This is a genomic window from Paenibacillus sp. fava2 (assembly GCF_058313675.1).
Window position 1 is genome coordinate 3285099 of the sequence record NZ_CM177755.1, and the last position, 19927, is coordinate 3305025.

The following is a 19927-nucleotide window of genomic DNA, read 5'->3' on the forward strand; positions in this document are numbered from 1 at the left end:
TTCTTTAAGTCCTGCTGCTTGTGATGACCTTGTGCAGTAGATGCCTTGCTGCACCGGTGATATCCGGGGCTTGCGCAACCGCTGAGATCACCGAGATCCCATCCGCACCTGCGCGTATCACAGGTGTCACATTGTCTGCAGTAATACCGCCGATTCCAACCAGCGGTATGCTGAGCCCGCTGCGTCTTAGCTGTTCGATCACCTGCGTTCCCTGTACTGCTCGGGCATCCTCCTTGGAGGAGGTAGGGTAAACCGGGCCTACACCGAGATAATCTGCACCATCCGCTACCGCCTGCTGTGCTTCTTCCAGCGAATGTGCGGATACGCCGACGATCTTGTCAGCACCGAGCCTGCGGCGGATGGCAGCGGCCGGCTCATCCTCCTGGCCGACATGGACACCGTCGGCACCCAGCATTTCAGCAAGCCCGATATCGTCGTTGACGATAAAGGGGATGCCGCGCTGCCGGCAGATGGCCTGGAGCTGGCGGGCCAGATCAACAGCTGCAGCGCCGCCCAGCGCACCGGGACCCTTTTCCCGGAACTGGAACAGTGTAATGCCGCCGTTAACTGCCTGCAGCAGTGTGTCGGCCGGAGACAGGCGGCAGTTCACACTGCCCATAATAAAATACAGCTTCAGCAATTCCCTGATATGTCCGCTGCGGCTAAGCATTCTGCTGCCCCTCTCTTTGACTGCGCCGGTACGCAAAATGGTTGGTCGGGCCATGGCCGCTGCCAATGCCAAGGCTGTGTTCTATGGCCGCGTGAATAAAGGCTTTGGCTGTCTGTATAGCCTTATTAACATTATCTCCTGCAGCAAGTCCGGCGGTAATGGCTGCCGAGAAGGTACAGCCGGTGCCGTGCGTATGCCGGGTATCTATGCGGGGGCTGCTCAGGTACGTTATAGCCTGCCCGTCATAGATCAGATCCCGCACACCGTCCGTTCCGTCATCATGGCCCCCCTTGAGCACAACATACCCTGGGCCCATCGAGTGAATCAGCTTGGCAGCCTGTTCACGCTCTTTGAGCCCGGTGATGGTCATGCCGGTTAATATTTCAGCTTCGGGAATGTTGGGGGTGACGACCAGAGACAGCGGCAGCAGCTCGCTCACCAATGCAGCCACCGCCTCCTGCAGCAGGAGAGGAGAGCCGCCCTTAGCGACCATCACCGGATCGACTACAAGCCGTTCCCAGCCGTATTCCCTGATCTTGGCGGCTGTGCTACTTATGATCGCACTGCTGAAGAGCATGCCCGTCTTCACGGCATCCGGCGGCAAATCTGCTCCGACTGAATCGAGCTGGGCAGCCACAGCCTCTTCTGTCAGGGGATAGACAGCCTGAACGCCCAGCGTATTCTGTGCCGTGACTGCCGTGAGTGCCGACATGCCGTACACGCCCAGCTCCTGAAAGGTCTTGAGGTCAGCCTGGATACCGGCACCGCCGCCGCTGTCCGAACCGGCAATGGTAAGTGCTTTTACTACTATGGTCATACCGCATTCTCCTTTTTGCCTGCAGGTTGTTAGTGGTTAAGCTGTTCGATCCGCGATCTTTGGCTGTAGATTTCCGGGGTCACTGCGGACAGCTGGTTCAGAAATTCAATCTGGAACGCTCCCGGACCCTGGCCTTCAGTCCGCTCTGCGGCGATCTCAGCGGCGACGCCGTAAAAGGATATTGCTTCAGCTGCCGCTTCCAGCCATGCGCCTTCGCTTGCGGCAAGAAATGCACCGGTCACTGCGCTGAGCAGGCACCCGGTTCCGGTCACCCGGGTCAGAACCGGATGGCCGTTACTGGCAACAAAGGTACGGCTGCCGTCGGTAATGACATCCTCCCGGCCGGTAACGATGACTACACAGCCGAGCTTTTGGGCAGCCTTTTTGGCCAGTGCAAGCACATCGCCTTCGCCTGCACCGGCATCCACGCCTTTGCTGGCCCAGCTCTCACCGGCTACATTGGCCACTTCGGCCACATTCCCGCGCAGCGCGGTCAGCTGCATGGACTGAATCAGCTTTTGCGTGACCTCGCTGCGGTAAGCAGTCGCTCCGGCGCCCACCGGATCAAGCACCAGCGGTACGCCGTGCGTGTTGGCGGACTGTCCGGCGAGGATCATGGAGCTGATGGCCTGTTCATTCAAAGTGCCGATATTCAGCACCACTGCTCCGGACATGGCGGCAACATCCGCAACCTCTTCGCGCGCATCGGCCATAAAAGGGGAGGCACCCAGCGCCAGCAGCCCGTTGGCGGAGAAGTTGGCCACCACAATGTTTGTAATGTTATGTACGAGCGGATTAAGCTCGCGTACCTTGGCTAAATAGGACATGATTATTCCTCCAGAACATTAGGATAAAAGATTAAATAAAAGAGTGTCCGGATAGCAGACGGCCGGGATAGTTGTACTTTGTGCAGTTAAAAGTCCGATTTAAGCTCTGATGCCTGGAATAACTGCACTCTGTGCAGCTAACATTAGCAAAAGGAAGGAAAAACGTGATTTTGTCAAAGTTTAATTGCACAAAGTACAGTTAAACCTGAAAAACGGTGAATTTGCCCCGACATAGGTGTACAAAGTGCAGTTAAAGTTGAAACGGCAGGGGAACCGCTCATCTAGTTCTCAAACCTAACCACATTCCTGGAGCCCGTCGCGTCCGTCTCACCCCGCCACAGCCGTACCTTCACTCTGAGCAATACCTCAAACCCTGCAATAGAAGCACCACATTGGCCTTATTCTCACAAATTAACAAAAGCCTTATCACTTTCCGTTTCGCCTGACAGCAGCCCGCTTCCGGACAGCCAGTCTGCGACCCCGTTCCACGACTCTGAAGTCTGGTATCCGAAAGGCTCGTCTCCTGCATCCATCAGCGGCAGCAGGATGTCCAGGCTTTGGCTCTCGATCTGCGGGTCAAGCGGGGCCGTGCTGTCCTCATGGGCCAGCAAAATATCCAAAGCTTCCTTCGGATGGTCCTGCACAAACTGCTGTCCTTTGCGGGCCGCGTTCATGAATTTGCTGTAGTAGTCCTTGGATTCCTTAAGCCCTTGCTCACCGGCAACCAGCACCAGCTCGTAATAATCAGGCACTCCGAAGGCTGTAGGGTCGATGGAAGTAACAGGATGGTTCTCCTTGTCCAGTATCAGCTGCTCGTGATTGATGAAGCCGCCGATAATAGCGTCAACACGGCCTGCAGTAATGGCAGGAATCAGGTCAAAGCCGACATCGACCATCGTAATCGACTGCGGATCACCGCCGTCATGCTCCACCATGGTCCGCAGCATAGCTTCATAGAGTGGAATGGAGGAGTAACCTGCGGTTTTACCGGAAAGCTCCTTGGGACTCTTGATACCGCTGTCTGCCGGAACAAGCAGATGATTGAGCGGATGACGCACAAGCGCAGCGATGGATATGACGGGGATTTCCTCAGAACGGGCCATCAGTACCTGGGGCTGATAGCTGAGGGCAAGATCAACCTTACCTGCGGCGGCCAGCTTCAGGGCATCGTTGCTGTCGGCAGGCATCTGCAGCACCACTTCAAGTCCTTCCTCGGCAAAATACCCTTTTTCTTGAGCAGCATACAGAAAAGAATGCACAGCATTCGGATACCAGTCCAGCATGACTGTCATCTTGTGCAGCTGTCCGGTGGCTTTCCCTGAAGCAGCATTCGTGGAGGGATCAGCAGCCTTTGAACCACTGCAGCCGCTGATTACAGCAAGCAGGCTGGTCAGGACCAGCAGCGCGGCTCTTACGCGCAGATTTCTTTTGGATGATTTGTTACAGATGGGATTAGGGCTCATCGTCGTAAACCTCTTTTCTTTACAAGAATTTGTTCAGCAGCGCAGACGCTCAGGAACAGCAGAACTCCCAGAACAGAGAGCAGGAAGACAGCGGCGAACAGCTCTGCGCTGTGCAGATTGCCGGCCATCCGGCGGCTGTAATAACCGAGGCCCCGGCTGCCTCCAAGCCACTCGCCGATGGTGGCTCCGATGACGCAATAGACAATCGACAGCTTCAGCCCGGAGAAATAGGCGGGCAGCGCCAGCGGAACCTGCGTTTTGACCAGCAGCTGCCTGCGGCTGGCACCAAGAGTCAGCAGGAGCTCCTTGTACTGCTCCCCGCTTTTATACAGTCCGTCGTAAGTACCGACTACAACCGGAAAGAAAGCGGTCAGAAAAACAACTGCAATTTTGCCCCCGAGTGAATAGCCGAACCACATAATCAGGATGGGGGAGAGCGCAATCAGCGGAATGGTCTGGCTGACAATCAGCAGCGGATACACCGCTTTGGCCAGCGGCCGGAACAGATGCATCCCCAGTCCCAGCAGGGTGCCGCAGCCTGCGGATAACAGGAATCCTAGCAGGATTTCCTGTAAGGTGGCCGGCAAATGCACACCTAGCAGCAAAGTCCGCTGTTCCAGCAGTGCGGCCCAGACGGAGGAAGGTGCAGGCAGGATGAACCCGGGAACCTCACCGAACCGCACACCGCCTTCCCAACCCGCGATAATCACCAGCACCAGCAGGGCGGCAGGGGCATAGGCGTGAAGAAGCCGTTTAATGTGCAATGCTCTCATACAGCCTCCGTTCCAGCTCTTCCCGCAGCTGCATAAACTGCGGCTGATAGATCAGCTCCCCGTGCCTTGGCCGCGGCAGCGGCACAGCAATCTCCTGCAGGCTCCCGTTATGCATGAGGCAGATCCGGTCACTGAGCAGCAGTGCCTCTTCCAGATCATGGGTAATGAACAGTACCGTCCGGCCGAGGCTGCTCCACAGCTGCAGCAGCCAGCGGTGCAGTCCGCGCTTGGTCAGGGCATCAAGCGCTCCGAAAGGTTCATCTAGCAGCAGCAGCTCACTACCGGCGGATAGCGTCCGGGCAAGGGCAATCCGCTGGCGCATGCCGCCGGACAGCTCCTCCGGATAAGCAGTCTCCGTGCCGGCAAGGCCGAGACTGTGCAGCAGGCTGCGGATCTGCTCTACGGCAGCCGCTTTGCTGCCGCTCCGCTTCAGCTCCCATGCCAGCAGGCAATTGTCCAGCACGGTTCTCCACGGCAGCAGCAGATCCTGCTGCGGCATATACCCGATCTTTCCAAGCCGGGCAGTGCTGCCGGCTGCAAGCCTGCCGCCGAATGAAATGCCCCCGCCAGAAGGTTCAAGCAGACCGGCGATGATGCGGAGAAGGGTGCTTTTACCGCAGCCGCTGGCCCCGACCAGGGAGATGAATTCTCCCTGCTGCACGTTCAGAGACAGCCCTTCGATAACAGGCCCGCCTGACCCGGCGCCATAGGAATAGCTAAGATTAGTAATTGAGAGCATAGCAGTCTACTTTACCTCCTTGAATTACGAAAGACATTGAACGCAAAAAGACCTCTTCATTTCCGGAGGAAATAAAGAGGTCTGAAAGATACAGTCTGTTCCGCTGAAAACAGACAATGCTGATCGTTCCTGCTCCACTTCCCTCCGCTGGTATGATCCAGATCAGGTTCCAAGGGTCCGGAGCTTAGCTCCGTCTCAGTCGGCCGACTCCCCTAGTGAAATAAAAGATGCTTATTCAATTCGTAATTGCTAATTAATATACCATAACCTGGCGGTTTGTAAAGAGAGGCTTACTGCCCTTTTTGAATGCCGGATACGAACAGGGCTAGAATACCGTCGGTAATCTGCTCCTTAGTTGAGCCATGCTGCTTCATCTGATACAGGTACAGATCCGGGCTTAGCACGGCAATCAGAGCCGTGGCTGTAAACTGCGGATCAACCGGACTGATCTCACCGCCGGCGGCAGCACGTCTGAGCAGCTGGGTCAGAAACTCGTTCAGCCTGCGGAAAAAAGGGTGTTCAAACTGGGTGAGCTGCTTCTTGCCGGTAAACTCTGATTTGATCAGCTGCAGCAGCTCGGCGTGCTGTTCGATAAAACCGACAATCCGGCTGATGCTGCTTCGCAGGTGATCGAGAGCAGGCTTATCTGCCTGCGGCAGTGCCAGTTCATTTTCCAGACTGAGCAGAAACCGGTCCGTGCTGTCGCGCAGCAGCAATGAACAGATTTCGCCTTTATCAGAAAACCGGCGGTACAATGAGCCTTGGCCGATACCGGCCCGCTTGGCGATGGCGTGCATACTGACGGCCTCCAGCCCGTTAGCGGTGAACAGCTCGTGTGCAGCCTCCAGGATACGCTCCTTATACGGGTCGGGTGCGGCAGATGGGACAATAGGTTTAGAAGTGGTCATGGCTGTTCCTTTCGGCATAGGTAGTGTTTAGCGTAGATAAACAAGAATGTATTGACACAGCGGACAATTGTCCGTAGACTGTTAATGGATTATACGGACAGTTGTCCGCAAACATATTATATAAAGAGAAGGGTGCAGCGGTCAACGGCGTTGAACCTGCACTGGCATAGGAGGAGAAATAAGATGCAAGGAGTAATCAGGGAGGATGCAGAGTTCCGGTTGTCCGGAATTCTGGTGCCGCTGCTGGCGATCATATTCGGTGTATTTATGGTCGTCCTCGACAGCACGGCGATGAATGTGGCGTTATCTACGCTGGTTGAAGACTTTCATACCAATCTGACCACACTGCAGTGGATCGTAACCGGCTATATGCTGGCACAGGCTTCTGTCATTCCGCTGTCCGGCTGGCTGTCCGACCGCTTCGGGGCCAAAACCGTCTTTCTGACTGCAGTAGTGGTATTCACAATAGGTTCCATTTTATGTGCTACGCCAAACAGTGCAGAATGGCTGATTGCTTTCCGGGTGCTGCAGGGACTCGGCGGCGGCTGCGTTTTGCCGGTAGGCATGGCATATGTGTACAGGCTCGCGCCCAAGAGCAAGGTCGGCATTGTAATGGGCATTATGGGTATTCCGGTGCTGTTCGCTCCGGCCATCGGGCCGGTCCTGTCCGGCTGGCTGGTCCAGTATCATTCATGGAGATGGATCTTTCTGATCAATATCCCCATTGGAATCATCTGCCTGCTGATTGGCCTGCGCAAGCTGCCTAATGCTAAGCGGGGACAGGTACCGGGAATGGACAAGCTGGGGATGATCCTCGGGCCGCTGGCCTTTGCCTCTCTGACCTACGGGGTCAGTCAGGGAGCAGAAAGCTGGTCCTCCAATAAAACACTGGCCGGACTTGCGTTGGGACTGGCGGCGCTGATTGCTTTTGTCATCGCCGAGCTGCGTTCCAGAACACCGCTGCTGGAGCTGCGCATCCTGCGCTCGGCTGATTTCACCACAGGCATTCTGGTCCAGTGGATCGCCCAATTCGGCTTGTACGGAGCCTTGTTCCTGCTTCCGCAGTTTCTGCAGCAGGCCCGCGGCTTCGGTGCTTTTGACACCGGATTGACTCTGCTCCCGCAGGCGATTGCCTCCGGCCTGATGATGCCGGTAGCCGGTATTCTTTTTGACAAAATCGGGGTGCGCTGGCTCGTCGTCTGCGGCCTCAGCCTTGTCTCCGGTGCGCTGTATCAATATTCCCATGTGGATCTGACTACAGAGAGCCGGGATCTGATCGTACCGCTGATCATGTGCGGAGCAGGCATCGGGATGATGATGATGCCGATGAATACCCACCTGCTGAATAAAGCGCCCATTCATCTGGTCAACCGGGTGACTTCGCTGACGAACTCCATGCAGCAGGTGATCAACTCGCTTGCGGTATCCACGCTGGTTACCATTCTTACCTCTAGAGCAGCGTCCCGCGGTGCCGAAATGCAGGCAGCTGCTGCCGCCTCCGGAGTTGATCCTGCCAAAGCTTCACCTGAAGTGCTGAAGCAGGCCACACAGACGGTTATGGCACAGGGCTTTGCCGATACCTTCCACATCATGATTTTTGTCGCGTTGGGGGGAGCCGTGCTCGGACTGCTGCTGCGCAGAGGGCGTAAAGGCGGAGATGGTGAATCCAGACCGCAGGCAGAAATGATGCACGGTTAACTAAATAGGCTTTGACTGGAAATCCCTGCTTACCTGGATAGGTAGGCGGGGATTTTTTGCGCCTCTGACGCCGGAGAGGGAGAAGAACGCTTTTTTGGGGCATGATAACTTCACACTGTATTACCGACAAATCCAGCCTGAGGAGGAACAAACAATGAAAAAATGGGCTCTGGCCCCGCTGCTGCTGCTGGGAATACTGCTTGCAGCCTGCGGAACCGGCAACAATTCAGATACAGCTGAAGGAACAACAGGAGGCGCCGATGTGACGGCGGCCCCTGAGAAGCAGAACAGTCTGGAGACGATAAAGGCCTCCGGCAAGCTGAGAATCGGTACCGAAGGTACCTATTCCCCGTTCACTTATCATGCTGCTGACGGAACGCTGACAGGCTTCGATGTGGACATCGCCCGGGAGATAGCCAAACGGATCGGGGTGGAGGCCGAGTTTATCGAGACCCAGTGGGACGGAATTTTTGCCGGGATGGATGCAAAACGCTTCGATGCCATATTTAACGAGGTGTCCGTCACAGATGAGCGCAAGGTCAAATATGACTTCTCCGAGCCCTATGTCATGTCCAAAGCCGTGCTGATTGTCAGCGAAAAGAATACCGACATCAAGAGCTTTGCGGATCTGAAAGGCAAAAAATCCGGCCAGTCGCTGACCAGCAACCTGTCCGACATCGCCCGTCAGAACGGCGCTGAAATCGTGGCCGTGGAAGGCTTCAATCAGGCTATTGATCTGCTCGTTTCCGGACGGATTGATGCAACGGTAAATGACGGGCTCTCTTTTCTGGATCTAAAAAAGCAGAAGCCGGATGTCCAAATCAAGCAGGTGGACGAGATCGCCGAAGGCTCGCAGAGCGCTGCCGTATTCCTGAAGGGGAATGAAGAACTGGTGGAGGCGGTGAATGGGGCTCTGGCAGAGATGAAGCAGGATGGAACGTATCTGGCGATTTCCGAGAAATATTTCGGTGCAGACGTCTCCAAATAAAGGCCGGAGGAGCTTCTAAGCGATGGATGACCGTAAGCTGCAAATTTTTATGGATTCGCTGCTGCCCCTGTTCAAGGCCGGTGTGGCTTATACGATCCCGCTGGCGCTGGTCTCATTCGTGCTGGGCCTGCTGCTTGCGGTTGCTACAGCGCTGGTAAGGCTTTCTTCATGGCGCATACCGGAGCTGATTGCCAGATTCTATGTCTGGATTATCCGCGGAACGCCGCTGCTGGTGCAGCTGTTCATCATCTTTTACGGGCTGCCGTCAGCAGGCATTGTGCTTGATCCGTTTATTGCTGCCGTTATCGGCTTTACCTTGAGTGTTGGGGCCTACTCCTCCGAGATTGTCCGTGCGGCCATTTTGTCGATTCCTAAAGGGCAATGGGAGGCTGCGTACTCCGTGGGGATGACCCGGGGACAGGCCCTGCGCAGAATCATCCTGCCCCAGGCGGCGCGGGTGTCGGTTCCGCCGCTTGCTAATTCTTTTATCAGCCTGGTAAAAGATACATCGCTTGCGGCCGGCATCACCTATGTTGAGATGTTCCGGACAGCCCAGCAGATCACTGCAACAACCTATGAGCCGCTGCTGCTCTATTGCGAAGCTGCGCTATTCTACCTGCTGTTCTGCTCCGTGCTGTCAGGGCTGCAGAATGTGCTCGAAAAACGCTTTGACCGCTACACGGCAAGATAGGGGGACCGTCCATATGATCGAAATCAGGGATCTTCATAAGAGCTTTGGCCCGCTGGAGGTGCTTAAAGGCATTAACCTCCGGCTGGAGCACGGTAAAGTGCTTGTAATCATCGGTCCTTCAGGATCCGGCAAAACAACCCTGCTGCGCTGCTTCAATCTGCTGGAGCTGCCAGATCAGGGCATTCTTACCATAGCCGGAACAGAGATCCGTTTCGCCGAAAAAGCCAAAATTCCCCGCAAGACGGTCCTGGGGCTGCGTCAAAAGACAGGCATGGTCTTCCAGTCCTATAACCTGTTTCCGCATATGACTGCTCTCGGCAATGTGATGGAGGGACAGATTACTGTGCAGGGGCGTTCCCGGGAGGAAGCGCGAAGCCGGGGGCTTGAGCTTCTGGGCAAGGTGGGATTGTCGGACAAGGCGGAGGCTTATCCCCATCAGCTGTCCGGCGGGCAGCAGCAGCGGGTAGCTATCGCACGGGCAATGGCGGTGCAGCCGGAGGTTCTTCTCTTTGATGAGCCGACCTCGGCACTTGATCCGGAGCTGGTCGGTGAGGTGCTGAAGGTGATCAGGCAGCTTGCTTCTGAAGGGATGACGATGGTCATTGTGACCCATGAAATGAAATTTGCTGCGGATGTTGCCGATCTGATTGTACTGATGGATCAGGGAATCATTCTGGAACAGGGTACACCGCAGCAGGTGCTGGAGCAATCGCAGAATCCGCGTGTCCGCCAGTTCCTGAACAGGCTGAGCGGAGAGGAACAATAAAAAAGCAGTCCGGGAGAATCCGGACTGCTTTTTTACGCCTGGGCATCCCGTTTTACGGGAATGATTAGATTACGCGGTCAATCTCCAGATGCCGCTGTGCGGCTATTAAGATATTCCAATGCATTATAGAGCATAACGGCGGCTTCGGCACGGGTAATTTCGCTCTTTGGATTAAAATTGCCTTTGGCATCAAGGGCATTGATGTTGTATTTGAGCGAACGCTGAATACTGCCCTGATAGGACGGGGTCATCTGTTCCTCATCGGCAATCTTAGCAGGCACGATGTTGATCATCGGCAGATTGCCGGCCTTTTCCATGCCCTGAATCAGCAGACTGGTGAACAATTCCTTGGTCACCGGCTTGGACGGGTCAATGTCTGCCGGAATCTCCACGCCGTTATAGTGGGCATTGATGAAGGCCTCGGCATACCAGGCGTTATCTTTGACTTTGCTGAAGATGGCACTGGCTACCGGAGCCTTGTTGAAATCAATGGCCGCAAGACTTAACTGAAGGCCGCCGGAAATAAACTGCACGGCCTGAGCATTGGTAACAATAGAGCCGGGCAGAAACTGGGTATCCGACAGCCCCTTGATCAGCCCCTTCGACTTCAGGGAATTGATCTTGTCTTTGCCGGTCACATTATCGATATCCTTAAAGGTGCCGCCGGCCGCAAAGAGGGGACTCCCGAGCGAGAAGGAGAGGAGTGAAACGGTTGTAATCACTGCGAAAGCACGCTTTTTCATCATTGTTGTTCACCTCTGTACATAGGTTGGGCCGCTTGGCCGTTATTACCTATTGTGACGCAGCAATGGACGGAAAGGTTGCGGCGAAACCCTGCAGCCGGCAGAATTTTTTCTACATATTTTCCTGGAAAAGCAGATTGCGATACGGATACTTGCTGTAACGGGTTTTGAAGCGCAGGGCTACCCCGTGATCCTCAATCGTTACGGTCTGAAGTGCCTTTGTCATGACCAGCCTCCGGACCAATGTATCCACACGCTTGGCATCATTACGGTTAATGGCTGAAGCGAGTTCGTCAGCATAAGCCGCTGAAGCGGCCAGTCTCCGGTAAAAAGGGATAACCGCGATTGCTACGGCACGGTGGACCCGGGTATTAAAGGTAAACTGTACCGTGCCCGGCGGGATAGTCGTTCCGTTGGTGTAGAAGACTACCGGAGGCGGATACGGAAAAGATATAAAGTAACCGATACCGTTTGTCCCGTAATTCTGAACGCCGGCCAGGGAGGGGATTTGAGCCAGCAATGAGCCCATGAGTCCAAGGTCTGCGCCTGTAACGGCTGCGGACCATTGCTGCGCAAAGGTGCGGTTTCCGGCGATTTTCCGGTAGAAGGGCAGCATGGCCTTAGCTACCTGGCGCAGGACGCGGGCGGTTACAAGGGGCTGGGCTTGCTGTCTTCGGTTAGGCTGTGCCATACGGACCATCCTCACTTATAGAAGTTATACAGTCTCTAAATGATATGGTTGAATAACCTCTTGCGGATGGGCTGCTGCTCACTCTGGGGGATATAATTGCCCCCATTATAAATTTTGTTGTTATTTTGGATCAGTCATTCGGAAATTCCGGCAATAATGTTATAATAATGTCAGGTGCTTTTCATTTTTAGTACATTTTGCTATGCTTATATCGTAATGATTACTGATTACCAGCTAGTGACAGGCAGACTTGTTAAACGGAAAGGTGGTAGAACCAGAATGAACCCGATTGCAAATATCAGCCAGCAGTTTGCCGCGCATAACTATAAATTGACCCCCCAGCGTGAAGCGATCGTGAAGGTGCTGCTCGACAACGAAGAGGAGCATTTAAGCGTAGAAGAAGTCTATATGAGAGTAAAAAACAGCTATCCGCATCTGGGGCTGGCCACTGTGTACCGGACCCTTGAGCTGCTGTGTGAGCTGCATATCGTTGAAAAAATGAATTTCGGCGACGGTGTGGCACGGTATGACCTCCGCGGTGACGGCCATGATCATATGCACCATCATCTGATCTGCAGCGTCTGCGGCCGGCTTGAAGAAATCAAGGATGACTGGCTGCTGGAGCTGGAGCAGCGGCTGGAGGCGGAATACGGCTTCAGTGTAACGGATCACCGGCTTGATTTCAAAGGCACCTATAACAACTGCAGGCAGACCGGCTGTAAAGCTGACAAGGAACGCAAGGCTGTCTCCTGACGGCGGAATCTCTTCAATACAAAAAGAAGCAAGGCGGCGATAACGCGGCGTTGCTTCTTTTTGCGGTAAGCACATTAAAAGTTCGGTAAGAGGTCAGGATTTGCTGGGAACAAATGACCGGATCCAGCTGCCGAAGCTGCCGGGATTACGGGACTGTACGAGAATTACACCCTCGCCGCGGAACCGGCAGACGATGGCTTCACCGCTGGTCAAGCTGTTCAGCCAGCCTGATGCGGCCTTTTCAATCTTGTAGTCCATGTAGCTCGGCCATGCGACCAGATGCCCGTTGTCAACAATCATTTCTTCGCCAGGGGCGAGGTTGATTGCATGGATAGCACCGAACGAGGAGAGGAAGACGGTCCCGCGTCCGCTGATCTCCACAATGAAAAAGCCTTCGCCCGAGAACAAACCTCTGGCCAGGTTCTGCATTTTGGTGTTGACCTGAATGCCCTGCGTGCCGGCCAGGAAGCCGTCTTTTTGCACATACAGGTTATAGGAGCCGTCGAGCTCGATTGACTGGATGTCACCGAGCGCTCCCGGTGCAAGCAGCACCTCGCATTGGCCGCGTGTTGCGGTCAGCTCCTGAAAGAAGAACTTTTCCCCGCTGAGCATCCGGCCCAGGCCCCGCATGAGCCCTCCGTCCACCGTCCCTCTTAATTCAATGCCCGGCGACATGGCAACCATTGCACCCATTTCCGCCTTCACGCTCTCGCCCGGATTCAGTTCTACCTTGAGCATTGCGAACGCACCGTCATATAGTACATCGTATTTCATCGTTATCCTCCTCCGGTTCAACCGCTTGTCCTGCTAAATTCTTTTATATCATACCATTTTCTGGTGCATCAAGCTGATGGAACAAGAGAAGGTAAAGAAAAGTTAACAAAAACTGTACCGGGAAACGGCAGCGGGAATATGTTAAAATTGAATTATATTTGCGAACAATAAAGGAGTGTTGCTGAATGGCACGTACAAAAACACAGAAGGCACTGCGCAGAGCAGAGCGGGCCGGAACATGGTGCGCAGAGAATAACCGGAGAACCGCCGCAGATTATGGCGCAATCTCACAGCATGTGCGGATCACCCCGGGCAAAAGAGAGAAACTAAATAAGGTCAAACACAAGGAGCGGATCTTTCAGGATGGCGCTCCTTTTGCTTTGTATGCAGGGTTAGCCGGCTGATCAGGATAACATCAGGTTACATTTGCTCCCGGCTGTATGTACGGTACTGCTTGGGCGACATCCCGAATCTTCCGCGGAACAACCGGTGGAAATAGGTATAATTGGCGAAGCCGCAGGTTTCGGATACATGCTCCAGCGGCATTGGGCTGAAGGTAATCCGTTCCCGGGCCATTTCCAGCCGCACATCGTTGACATATTTTACAATGCTGGTTCCGAAAGCCTCCTTGAACAGATGAACCGCCCGCGAAACAGAAATATCGGCATAGGCTGCCACATCCTCAAGCCGGAAGGGGATTGCGGCATGCTCCTCTACGTATTGCTTCATCCGGTAGGCAAGATACCCCTTGGGTGAAATCGCCCGCTGCTGCGTCATCAGCCTGTCGATTTCCATACATAGAATCTGCAGATAACAGGCAGTAATCTCCGGTGAGGACTCGGAGAGCCGGCGCTGCTCCAGAACGAGCTGTCGGAACAGGCCGAGAAAGTGCTCGGTAAGCGGCAAGCGGAGCACAGCCGGACGCGGCTTGCGGCCCCACCAGTCCTCAATCCAGGGTCCGCCGCAAAAAATATGGTAATCCCCGCTCTCTACCCGCGGCTTGCCGGCAGCATACGTTTCTTTATCGATGCTCAGATAATAAGGGTCATTAGGAGCAAACAGCATCAAATCGCCTGCTTCAACAGCAGACAGCTCACCGTCAATCCGGGTCCGGCTCCGTCCTTCGGTCTGCAGGCGCAGCAGATAATTCTGCACGCCGTCCGCCCGGGACATGTGAAAAGGCTTGCGGTGAAAGGAAAATCCGGCTGTATAAACGTGGCATGGTGCGGTGTAGGTCATGAGTCCTCCTGAGTGACAGAAATGAGAGCCAGATTGTTCATGTTTGAATCATATTATTCATTTTATTATATACGCTTTCATATTACCATGTAGCTATGCAAAAACATATACAGAATGCAAAGGAGGCTGTGCTGCAGCTCTTGGAGCTACATAAGCAGTTGGCAGAAATGGAGAGTACTGAAGCGGAGTATACAGGGTGGAATTAAATAGCAGCCCTTTTGTTCAGGTGACCCGTTAGGCTGGCCTGAGCTTGTCTCATAGAGGACACCATTAGCGGTACGCACATTAACACGATACGGATTAGGAGTGGTAGCAATGTTAAAACTGGGTCTTCAGCTGTATACACTTAGAGAAGAACTGGAGCAGGATTTTGAAGGTACGCTGCGCAAGGTTGCGGAGCTGGGATACACCGGCGTGGAATTTTTTCATTATTTTGGCCGGAGCGCAGAGGAAGTAAAGGCACTGCTGGAGGAGACCGGACTTGCTGTGCTTGGAGCACACCGTCCGTATGATGCCATGCTGAATGATACTGCAGAAGAGATTCGTTACAATCTGGCCATCGGCAACCGGAATCTGATCATTCCTTTTTTGACGGAAGAGCAGCGCAACTATGCTGAAGTAGCAGCCAACCTGCGGGTTATCGGTGAAAAGTGCCGTGATCAGGGGGCAGTCCTCTCTTACCACAATCATGATTTTGAATTCACGGATTCCTATGGGGAGCGCACCGCTTTTGACGGTATCTTTGAAGAAGTGCCGGCAGACCTGCTTCAGGTGGAAATGGATACGTGCTGGGTACACTTCGCCGGGTTTGATCCGGTAGCTTACATTCAGAAGTATGCAGGCCGCCTGCCGATCATCCATCTTAAGGATGTGAAGAAAAACGAAGACGGTTCACCGGAAACGGTTGTTTTGGGAGAAGGGGAAGTGAATCTTCAGGCTATCCTGGAAGCTGCGGCTGAAGCCGGCGTAGAGTGGGCTGTTGTTGAGCAGGATTTCTGCAGCCGTTCACCGCTGGCAAGTGTAGAGGACAGTTTAAACTGGGTAAAAGCATATGCTAATCAAGGGGGAAAAGTTCATGTCTAACAACAAACACAAAATTGCTATTATCGGCTGCGGAGGTATCGCAAACGGTAAACATATGCCGAGCTTATCCCGTCAGGCGGATGCCGAAATGGTAGCCTTCTGCGATATTATTGAAGAACGCGCACAGGAAGCCGCCGATAAATACGGTGCTGAAGGCGCTGCAGTATATACCGATTTCCGTGAGATGCTGGCAGCTGGCGGATTTGACATCGTGCATGTATGTACACCGAACGACAGCCATTCCGAAATTACCGTAGCAGCGCTCGAAGCCGGCAACCATGTTATGTGCGAGAAGCCGATGGCGAAGACTGCGGCCCAGGCTCAGGAGATGCTGGAGGCTGCACGCCGTACCGGCAAAAAGCTTTCGATCGCCTACCAGAACCGCTTCCGTGCAGACAGTGAATACCTCAAGGGGATGTGCGAAGCCGGAGAGCTCGGCGACATCTATTACGGTAAGGCGATTGCTCTGCGCCGCCGTGCAGTTCCTACCTGGGGCGTATTCCTGGATGAAGAGAAGCAGGGCGGAGGCCCGCTGATCGACATCGGTACGCATGCCCTCGACCTGACGCTGTGGCTGATGGACAACTACAAGCCGCGTATGGTGGTAGGTTCGACCTTCCACAAGCTGGGGCAGCGCAAGAATGCCGCTAATGCCTTCGGACCGTGGGACCCGGAACAGTTCAAGGTTGAGGATTCTGCTTTTGGTTTTATTACTATGGAAAATGGCGCAACCATCTCGCTGGAATCCAGCTGGGCGCTTAATGTCTCCGAGTTCGGGGAAGCTAAGACATTGCTGGCCGGTACTGAAGGCGGAGCCGACATGAAGGACGGCCTGCGCATCAACGGTGAACGGGCCGGACGCCTGTTCGAAACCAAGGTCGATCTCTCTTCCGGAGGTGTAGCCTTCTACAGCGGTTCTGCAGAATCCGAAGCTGACCGTGAAGCCCGCCTGTGGCTGGAAGCGGTAAGAGAAGACAAGGACCCGGTTGTTCTGCCTGAGCAGGCGCTTGTCGTCACCCAGATCCTTGAAGCGGTATATGAATCTGCGCGTACCGGCCGGGCCGTATATTTTGACGGCAGCTCGGACAACGAATAGAATAAAATTAGCCGGAAACCCTGGAAGAAATGTGCAGGGTTTTCGGCTATGATAAGGAAACATTAGACAAACAGGAGTGGAAATTCATGAGTTCTAATAAACATACTGTAGTCATCGTCGGATACGGCGGCATGGGAAGCTATCATGGCCAGTTGATCAGCGAGAACCCCAATCTTGAGGTCGCAGGAACGTTTGACCTGCTGGAAGGACGCCGGAAAGCGTCTGCCGAGGCCGGATACAAAGCCTATGAGAGTTATGAGGAGGTGCTCGCAGATCCGGCAGTTGAGGTAGTGCTGATTGCTACCCCTAATGATGTGCATAAGGAGATTGCCGTCCGGGCGCTGCAGGCCGGCAAGCATGTTGTCTGCGAGAAGCCTGTGGCAATGTCTTCTTCAGAGCTGAAGGAGATGATTGCTGCTGCGGAAGAATCCGGCCGGGTGCTAATGGTGCACCAGAACAGACGCTGGGATGAGGATTTCCGGATCATCAAGCAAATGTACGAGACGGAGACGATCGGAAGCCTGTTCCAGATTGAGTCCCGTGTACACGGAGCGAACGGCATTCCGGGTGACTGGCGGCATGTCAAAGCACAGGGCGGCGGCATGCTGCTGGACTGGGGCGTGCATCTGCTGGACCAGCTGCTGTTCATGATTGACAGCAAAGTAACCAGTGTCTCCAGCACCTTGAGCTTTATCCTCGGCAATGATGTGGACGACGGCTTTGAAGCGGTGCTGCAGTTCGAGAACGGCATCAAGGCCATTGTTGAGGTAGGCACAACCAACTTCATTACACTGCCGCGCTGGTATGTTAAAGGGCTGGAAGGATCTGCGGTTATTGAAGACTGGTCACTTACCGGACGGATCGTGACCCGCAATCGCGAATCCGAGCACCGCGAGCCGACGCCGATCCGCGCCGGTGTAGGCCTCACCAAGACGATGGCACCTCCGTCGGAGGGTTCTACGATCACTGCCGAATTGCCGATGGCCGCCGAGCTGCCGGACGGGTTCTACAGCAATTTCGTGGCGGTAATCGAGGGTACAGCAGAACCAATCGTCAAAAACCAAGAAGTGCTGCGTGTGCAGAATCTGATTGAAGCGATTTTTGCAGCTGCTGAGAAGAACGAGGTTATCAAGGATTTTGATTCTTACGGAGTTTAAAAACGGACAATTAAATGGATGAGAGGCGGCAGGTCAATGAAACTTGGAGTATTTATGGTGCTTTTCGGCGGTCGCAAGCTGGAGGATGCACTGGACTATGTGGTTTCGAAAGGGCTTAAGGCGGTAGAGATCGGTACCGGCGGCTATCCGGGGAACAGCCACTGTGATGCAGCGCTGCTGCTGGAGAACGAGTCAGCACTGCAGGAGTTCAAGCACCAGATCGAATCCCGCGGGCTGATCATCAGCGCGCTAAGCTGCCATGGTAATCCCCTGCATCCGCAGAAGGAACTGGCGCAGAAGGATCATGAGGCGTTCGTTAACTCCGTCAAGCTGGCCCAGAAGCTGGGGGTTCAGGTGGTTAACACCTTCTCCGGCTGTCCGGGAGATCATGAAGGAGCGAAGTATCCGAACTGGCCGGTAGCTCCATGGCCGAACGATTACCAGGAAATTCTGGCCTGGCAGTGGGAGAATAAGGTTATTCCTTATTGGAAGGAAATGGCGGAATTCGCCACAGAGCATGGCGTGAAGATCGGTCTCGAGCTGCATGGCGGCTTCTCCGTTCACACTCCTGCAACCCTGCTGCGGCTGAGAGAAGCCGCCGGGGATGCCATCGGCGCCAACCTTGATCCGAGCCATATGTGGTGGCAGGGCATTGATCCGGTGCAGGCGATTCACTTTCTCGGCAGAGCGGGAGCAATTCATCACTTCCATGCCAAAGATACAGTGATTGATCCGGTGAATGTCAATAAGCACGGGCTTACCGATATGCAGCCGTACACCAATATGCTTGACCGCGCCTGGCAGTTCCGCTCCGTGGGCTACGGGCACGATGTAAAAACCTGGGCGGATATCATCAGTGCGCTGCGTCTGGTCGGCTATGATTACGTAGTCAGCATTGAGCATGAAGACGGCCTGATGTCGATTGAAGAAGGCTTTTCCAAGGCTGTCGACAATCTCCGCCAAGTGCTGATTGAGGAGCCGCTTGGCGAGATGTGGTGGGTGTAAACACCGGTGGAGAGCTTTACTAAGGTCAAGCTGGATGACAGCCAGCTGAGGGCTGCGGTGCAAGCCGCTTTTGGTGAAAGTTATACTGTTCTCTCATCTACAGAGCTGACCGGCGGATTTTTTAATACGGCTTATGATCTGGAGCTTAATGACGGGAAACAGGTGATTTTGAAGGTTGCCCCGTCTGACGAAGCCAGAACGCTAAGCTATGAGAACAATATTATGGCCGCTGAGGTGGAAGCGCTCCGCCTTGTTGCAGCAGACGGACGAATTCCCGTTCCGGCGGTGTACAGCTATGATAACAGCCGTAGTGTTCTGCCTTGCCCTTATTTTTTTATGGAAAAGGTGTATGGCCAGCCGTACAGTGAGGCGAAAGAAAGCTATTCAGCCGCTGAGCGGACTGAGGTTGAGAGCGAGCTGGGTCGGTATCAGCGCCTGATTAACGGGATTACCGGGACAAGGTTCGGGCTGTTCACACAGGCTGCAGGGGCAGAAGCGCTGACATGGCGGGAGTCGTTCACCGGAATGCTTCGCACACTGCTGGAGGACGCCAGGGAGCTGGGGGTGATTTTGCCGGCAGAGGATGAAGTAATCTGGAAGGTGCTGGAGCATTATCTGCCAGCCCTGGATGAAGTAACAGAACCGCGGCTGATCCATTGGGATCTGTGGAACGGCAATCTGTTTGTGCAGGACGGGAAAATTGTCTCTATCATTGACTGGGAGCGGGCCCTGTGGGGCGATGTGCTGATGGAATATTATTTCCGGCATTTTGAGCATTCGGTGCCCTTTTATGAAGGTTACGGCCAGACCTTCGGCAGTCCGGGAGAGCGTCTGCGTATCAAGCTCTATGATTTCTATCTGGATCTGATTATGAGAATCGAATGTGACTCACGGCAGTATAAAGACGGGAATCATATCCGCTGGGCTGCGGATAATCTTGCAGAGAGCTGGAAATCCTTTAGCACATTGGGCAGTGGTCCCATAACGTAAGCGCAAGAAGGCCGGTCCGCCATCCGCGGAACCCGGCCTTCTTGTGTGGATAACCA

General features: G+C 54.3%; 22 protein-coding genes and 1 riboswitch. Of the genes, 11 read left to right on the plus strand and 11 right to left on the minus strand.

The features are described from left to right. Positions 1-4: 4 nt before the first annotated feature. The 7 genes from thiE to AC4G46_RS14090 form a co-directional block, all read right to left on the minus strand. The gene (gene thiE / locus AC4G46_RS14060; protein WP_491128476.1) at positions 5-670 is read right to left on the minus strand and encodes a thiamine phosphate synthase; all 666 of its coding nucleotides are present in this window, start codon (positions 668-670) and stop codon (positions 5-7) included. Further along, positions 663-1481 (minus strand): bifunctional hydroxymethylpyrimidine kinase/phosphomethylpyrimidine kinase, encoded by an 819-nt coding sequence (thiD, locus tag AC4G46_RS14065; protein ID WP_491128875.1) that lies wholly within the window; start codon positions 1479-1481, stop codon positions 663-665. Before thiD ends, thiE begins: the two co-directional genes overlap by 8 nt. A 35-nt stretch (positions 1482-1516) precedes the next feature. After that, entirely contained in the window at positions 1517-2317 is an 801-nt protein-coding gene (gene thiM / locus AC4G46_RS14070; protein WP_491128876.1) for a hydroxyethylthiazole kinase, read from the minus strand. A 401-nt stretch (positions 2318-2718) separates the two neighbouring features. Then, a complete protein-coding gene (locus AC4G46_RS14075) occupies positions 2719-3777 on the minus strand; it encodes an ABC transporter substrate-binding protein (protein ID WP_491128477.1) in 1059 nt (352 codons plus the stop codon). After that, entirely contained in the window at positions 3774-4550 is a 777-nt protein-coding gene (locus tag AC4G46_RS14080) for an ABC transporter permease (RefSeq protein ID WP_491128478.1), read from the minus strand. Before AC4G46_RS14080 ends, AC4G46_RS14075 begins: the two co-directional genes overlap by 4 nt. Next, positions 4531-5289, minus strand: a complete 759-nt coding sequence (locus tag AC4G46_RS14085) for an ABC transporter ATP-binding protein (RefSeq protein ID WP_491128479.1) — start codon at positions 5287-5289, stop codon at positions 4531-4533. Before AC4G46_RS14085 ends, AC4G46_RS14080 begins: the two co-directional genes overlap by 20 nt. 122 nt (positions 5290-5411) lie before the next feature. Continuing rightward, a riboswitch (TPP riboswitch) is annotated at positions 5412-5513 on the minus strand. 66 nt (positions 5514-5579) lie between these two features. Beyond that, positions 5580-6215: a TetR/AcrR family transcriptional regulator gene (locus tag AC4G46_RS14090; protein ID WP_491128480.1), complete on the minus strand. Its 636-nt coding sequence runs from the start codon at positions 6213-6215 to the stop codon at positions 5580-5582. Between the two features lie 165 nt (positions 6216-6380). Between AC4G46_RS14090 and AC4G46_RS14095 the strand changes: the two genes are divergently transcribed. The 4 genes from AC4G46_RS14095 (at position 6381) to AC4G46_RS14110 (ending at position 10340) form a co-directional block, all read left to right on the plus strand. After that, the gene (locus AC4G46_RS14095) at positions 6381-7895 is read left to right on the plus strand and encodes a DHA2 family efflux MFS transporter permease subunit (RefSeq protein ID WP_491128481.1); all 1515 of its coding nucleotides are present in this window, start codon (positions 6381-6383) and stop codon (positions 7893-7895) included. A gap of 154 nt (positions 7896-8049) precedes the next feature. Next, positions 8050-8883 (plus strand): amino acid ABC transporter substrate-binding protein, encoded by an 834-nt coding sequence (locus AC4G46_RS14100; protein WP_491128482.1) that lies wholly within the window; start codon positions 8050-8052, stop codon positions 8881-8883. Positions 8884-8905: 22 nt separating this feature from the next. Then, positions 8906-9574 (plus strand): amino acid ABC transporter permease, encoded by a 669-nt coding sequence (locus AC4G46_RS14105; RefSeq protein WP_491128483.1) that lies wholly within the window; start codon positions 8906-8908, stop codon positions 9572-9574. A 13-nt stretch (positions 9575-9587) separates the two neighbouring features. Beyond that, entirely contained in the window at positions 9588-10340 is a 753-nt protein-coding gene (locus AC4G46_RS14110) for an amino acid ABC transporter ATP-binding protein (protein ID WP_491128484.1), read from the plus strand. A gap of 77 nt (positions 10341-10417) precedes the next feature. Here AC4G46_RS14110 and AC4G46_RS14115 read toward each other — a convergent pair whose 3' ends face one another. Further along, entirely contained in the window at positions 10418-11083 is a 666-nt protein-coding gene (locus AC4G46_RS14115) for an S-layer homology domain-containing protein (RefSeq protein WP_491128877.1), read from the minus strand. 112 nt (positions 11084-11195) lie between these two features. Further along, positions 11196-11774: a hypothetical protein gene (locus AC4G46_RS14120; RefSeq protein WP_491128485.1), complete on the minus strand. Its 579-nt coding sequence runs from the start codon at positions 11772-11774 to the stop codon at positions 11196-11198. Between the two features lie 279 nt (positions 11775-12053). Here AC4G46_RS14120 and AC4G46_RS14125 point away from each other — a divergent pair, with 279 nt between their 5' ends. Then, a complete protein-coding gene (locus AC4G46_RS14125; RefSeq protein WP_491128486.1) occupies positions 12054-12527 on the plus strand; it encodes a Fur family transcriptional regulator in 474 nt (157 codons plus the stop codon). Between the two features lie 93 nt (positions 12528-12620). Here the strand turns inward: AC4G46_RS14125 and AC4G46_RS14130 are convergent, their stop codons facing one another. Next, positions 12621-13301 carry a TIGR00266 family protein gene (locus AC4G46_RS14130; protein ID WP_068727359.1) on the minus strand — a complete coding sequence of 227 codons (681 nt, stop codon included), beginning with the start codon at positions 13299-13301 and terminating at the stop codon, positions 12621-12623. A gap of 185 nt (positions 13302-13486) precedes the next feature. On the opposite strand from AC4G46_RS14130, the gene brfA reads away from it, so the two are divergent. After that, positions 13487-13705: a ribosome rescue factor BrfA gene (gene brfA / locus AC4G46_RS14135; protein ID WP_491128487.1), complete on the plus strand. Its 219-nt coding sequence runs from the start codon at positions 13487-13489 to the stop codon at positions 13703-13705. 16 nt (positions 13706-13721) lie between these two features. Here brfA and AC4G46_RS14140 read toward each other — a convergent pair whose 3' ends face one another. Beyond that, positions 13722-14540, minus strand: a complete 819-nt coding sequence (locus AC4G46_RS14140) for an AraC family transcriptional regulator (protein ID WP_068727355.1) — start codon at positions 14538-14540, stop codon at positions 13722-13724. 315 nt (positions 14541-14855) lie between these two features. Here AC4G46_RS14140 and AC4G46_RS14145 point away from each other — a divergent pair, with 315 nt between their 5' ends. The 5 genes from AC4G46_RS14145 to AC4G46_RS14165 all read left to right on the plus strand — a co-directional run bounded on the left by AC4G46_RS14145 (position 14856) and on the right by AC4G46_RS14165 (position 19871). Beyond that, entirely contained in the window at positions 14856-15623 is a 768-nt protein-coding gene (locus tag AC4G46_RS14145; RefSeq protein ID WP_491128488.1) for a sugar phosphate isomerase/epimerase family protein, read from the plus strand. Next, the gene (locus AC4G46_RS14150) at positions 15616-16719 is read left to right on the plus strand and encodes a Gfo/Idh/MocA family protein (protein WP_491128489.1); all 1104 of its coding nucleotides are present in this window, start codon (positions 15616-15618) and stop codon (positions 16717-16719) included. The genes AC4G46_RS14145 and AC4G46_RS14150 overlap by 8 nt, the downstream gene beginning before the upstream one ends. An 86-nt stretch (positions 16720-16805) precedes the next feature. Then, positions 16806-17876 carry a Gfo/Idh/MocA family protein gene (locus tag AC4G46_RS14155; protein ID WP_491128490.1) on the plus strand — a complete coding sequence of 357 codons (1071 nt, stop codon included), beginning with the start codon at positions 16806-16808 and terminating at the stop codon, positions 17874-17876. Positions 17877-17912: 36 nt separating this feature from the next. Further along, positions 17913-18881 (plus strand): sugar phosphate isomerase/epimerase family protein, encoded by a 969-nt coding sequence (locus AC4G46_RS14160; RefSeq protein ID WP_491128491.1) that lies wholly within the window; start codon positions 17913-17915, stop codon positions 18879-18881. A 6-nt stretch (positions 18882-18887) separates the two neighbouring features. Beyond that, positions 18888-19871 (plus strand): phosphotransferase family protein, encoded by a 984-nt coding sequence (locus AC4G46_RS14165; protein WP_491128492.1) that lies wholly within the window; start codon positions 18888-18890, stop codon positions 19869-19871. Positions 19872-19927 lie beyond the last annotated feature (56 nt).

Bases quoted from the DNA above. Each gene is read 5' to 3' on its own strand.
- AC4G46_RS14105 (WP_491128483.1), top strand. From the start codon at position 8,906: ATGGATGACCGTAAGCTGCAAATTTTTATGGATTCGCTGCTGCCCCTG.
- AC4G46_RS14155 (WP_491128490.1), top strand. From the start codon at position 16,806: ATGAGTTCTAATAAACATACTGTAGTCATCGTCGGATACGGCGGCATG.
- AC4G46_RS14150 (WP_491128489.1), top strand. From the start codon at position 15,616: ATGTCTAACAACAAACACAAAATTGCTATTATCGGCTGCGGAGGTATC.
- AC4G46_RS14080 (WP_491128478.1), bottom strand. From the start codon at position 4,550: ATGAGAGCATTGCACATTAAACGGCTTCTTCACGCCTATGCCCCTGCC.
- AC4G46_RS14160 (WP_491128491.1), top strand. From the start codon at position 17,913: ATGAAACTTGGAGTATTTATGGTGCTTTTCGGCGGTCGCAAGCTGGAG.
- AC4G46_RS14125 (WP_491128486.1), top strand. From the start codon at position 12,054: ATGAACCCGATTGCAAATATCAGCCAGCAGTTTGCCGCGCATAACTAT.
- brfA (WP_491128487.1), top strand. From the start codon at position 13,487: ATGGCACGTACAAAAACACAGAAGGCACTGCGCAGAGCAGAGCGGGCC.
- AC4G46_RS14100 (WP_491128482.1), top strand. From the start codon at position 8,050: ATGAAAAAATGGGCTCTGGCCCCGCTGCTGCTGCTGGGAATACTGCTT.
- AC4G46_RS14145 (WP_491128488.1), top strand. From the start codon at position 14,856: ATGTTAAAACTGGGTCTTCAGCTGTATACACTTAGAGAAGAACTGGAG.
- AC4G46_RS14120 (WP_491128485.1), bottom strand. From the start codon at position 11,774: ATGGCACAGCCTAACCGAAGACAGCAAGCCCAGCCCCTTGTAACCGCC.
- thiE (WP_491128476.1), bottom strand. From the start codon at position 670: ATGCTTAGCCGCAGCGGACATATCAGGGAATTGCTGAAGCTGTATTTT.
- AC4G46_RS14085 (WP_491128479.1), bottom strand. From the start codon at position 5,289: ATGCTCTCAATTACTAATCTTAGCTATTCCTATGGCGCCGGGTCAGGC.
- AC4G46_RS14140 (WP_068727355.1), bottom strand. From the start codon at position 14,540: ATGACCTACACCGCACCATGCCACGTTTATACAGCCGGATTTTCCTTT.
- AC4G46_RS14110 (WP_491128484.1), top strand. From the start codon at position 9,588: ATGATCGAAATCAGGGATCTTCATAAGAGCTTTGGCCCGCTGGAGGTG.
- AC4G46_RS14130 (WP_068727359.1), bottom strand. From the start codon at position 13,301: ATGAAATACGATGTACTATATGACGGTGCGTTCGCAATGCTCAAGGTA.
- AC4G46_RS14090 (WP_491128480.1), bottom strand. From the start codon at position 6,215: ATGCCGAAAGGAACAGCCATGACCACTTCTAAACCTATTGTCCCATCT.
- AC4G46_RS14075 (WP_491128477.1), bottom strand. From the start codon at position 3,777: ATGAGCCCTAATCCCATCTGTAACAAATCATCCAAAAGAAATCTGCGC.
- AC4G46_RS14115 (WP_491128877.1), bottom strand. From the start codon at position 11,083: ATGAAAAAGCGTGCTTTCGCAGTGATTACAACCGTTTCACTCCTCTCC.
- AC4G46_RS14095 (WP_491128481.1), top strand. From the start codon at position 6,381: ATGCAAGGAGTAATCAGGGAGGATGCAGAGTTCCGGTTGTCCGGAATT.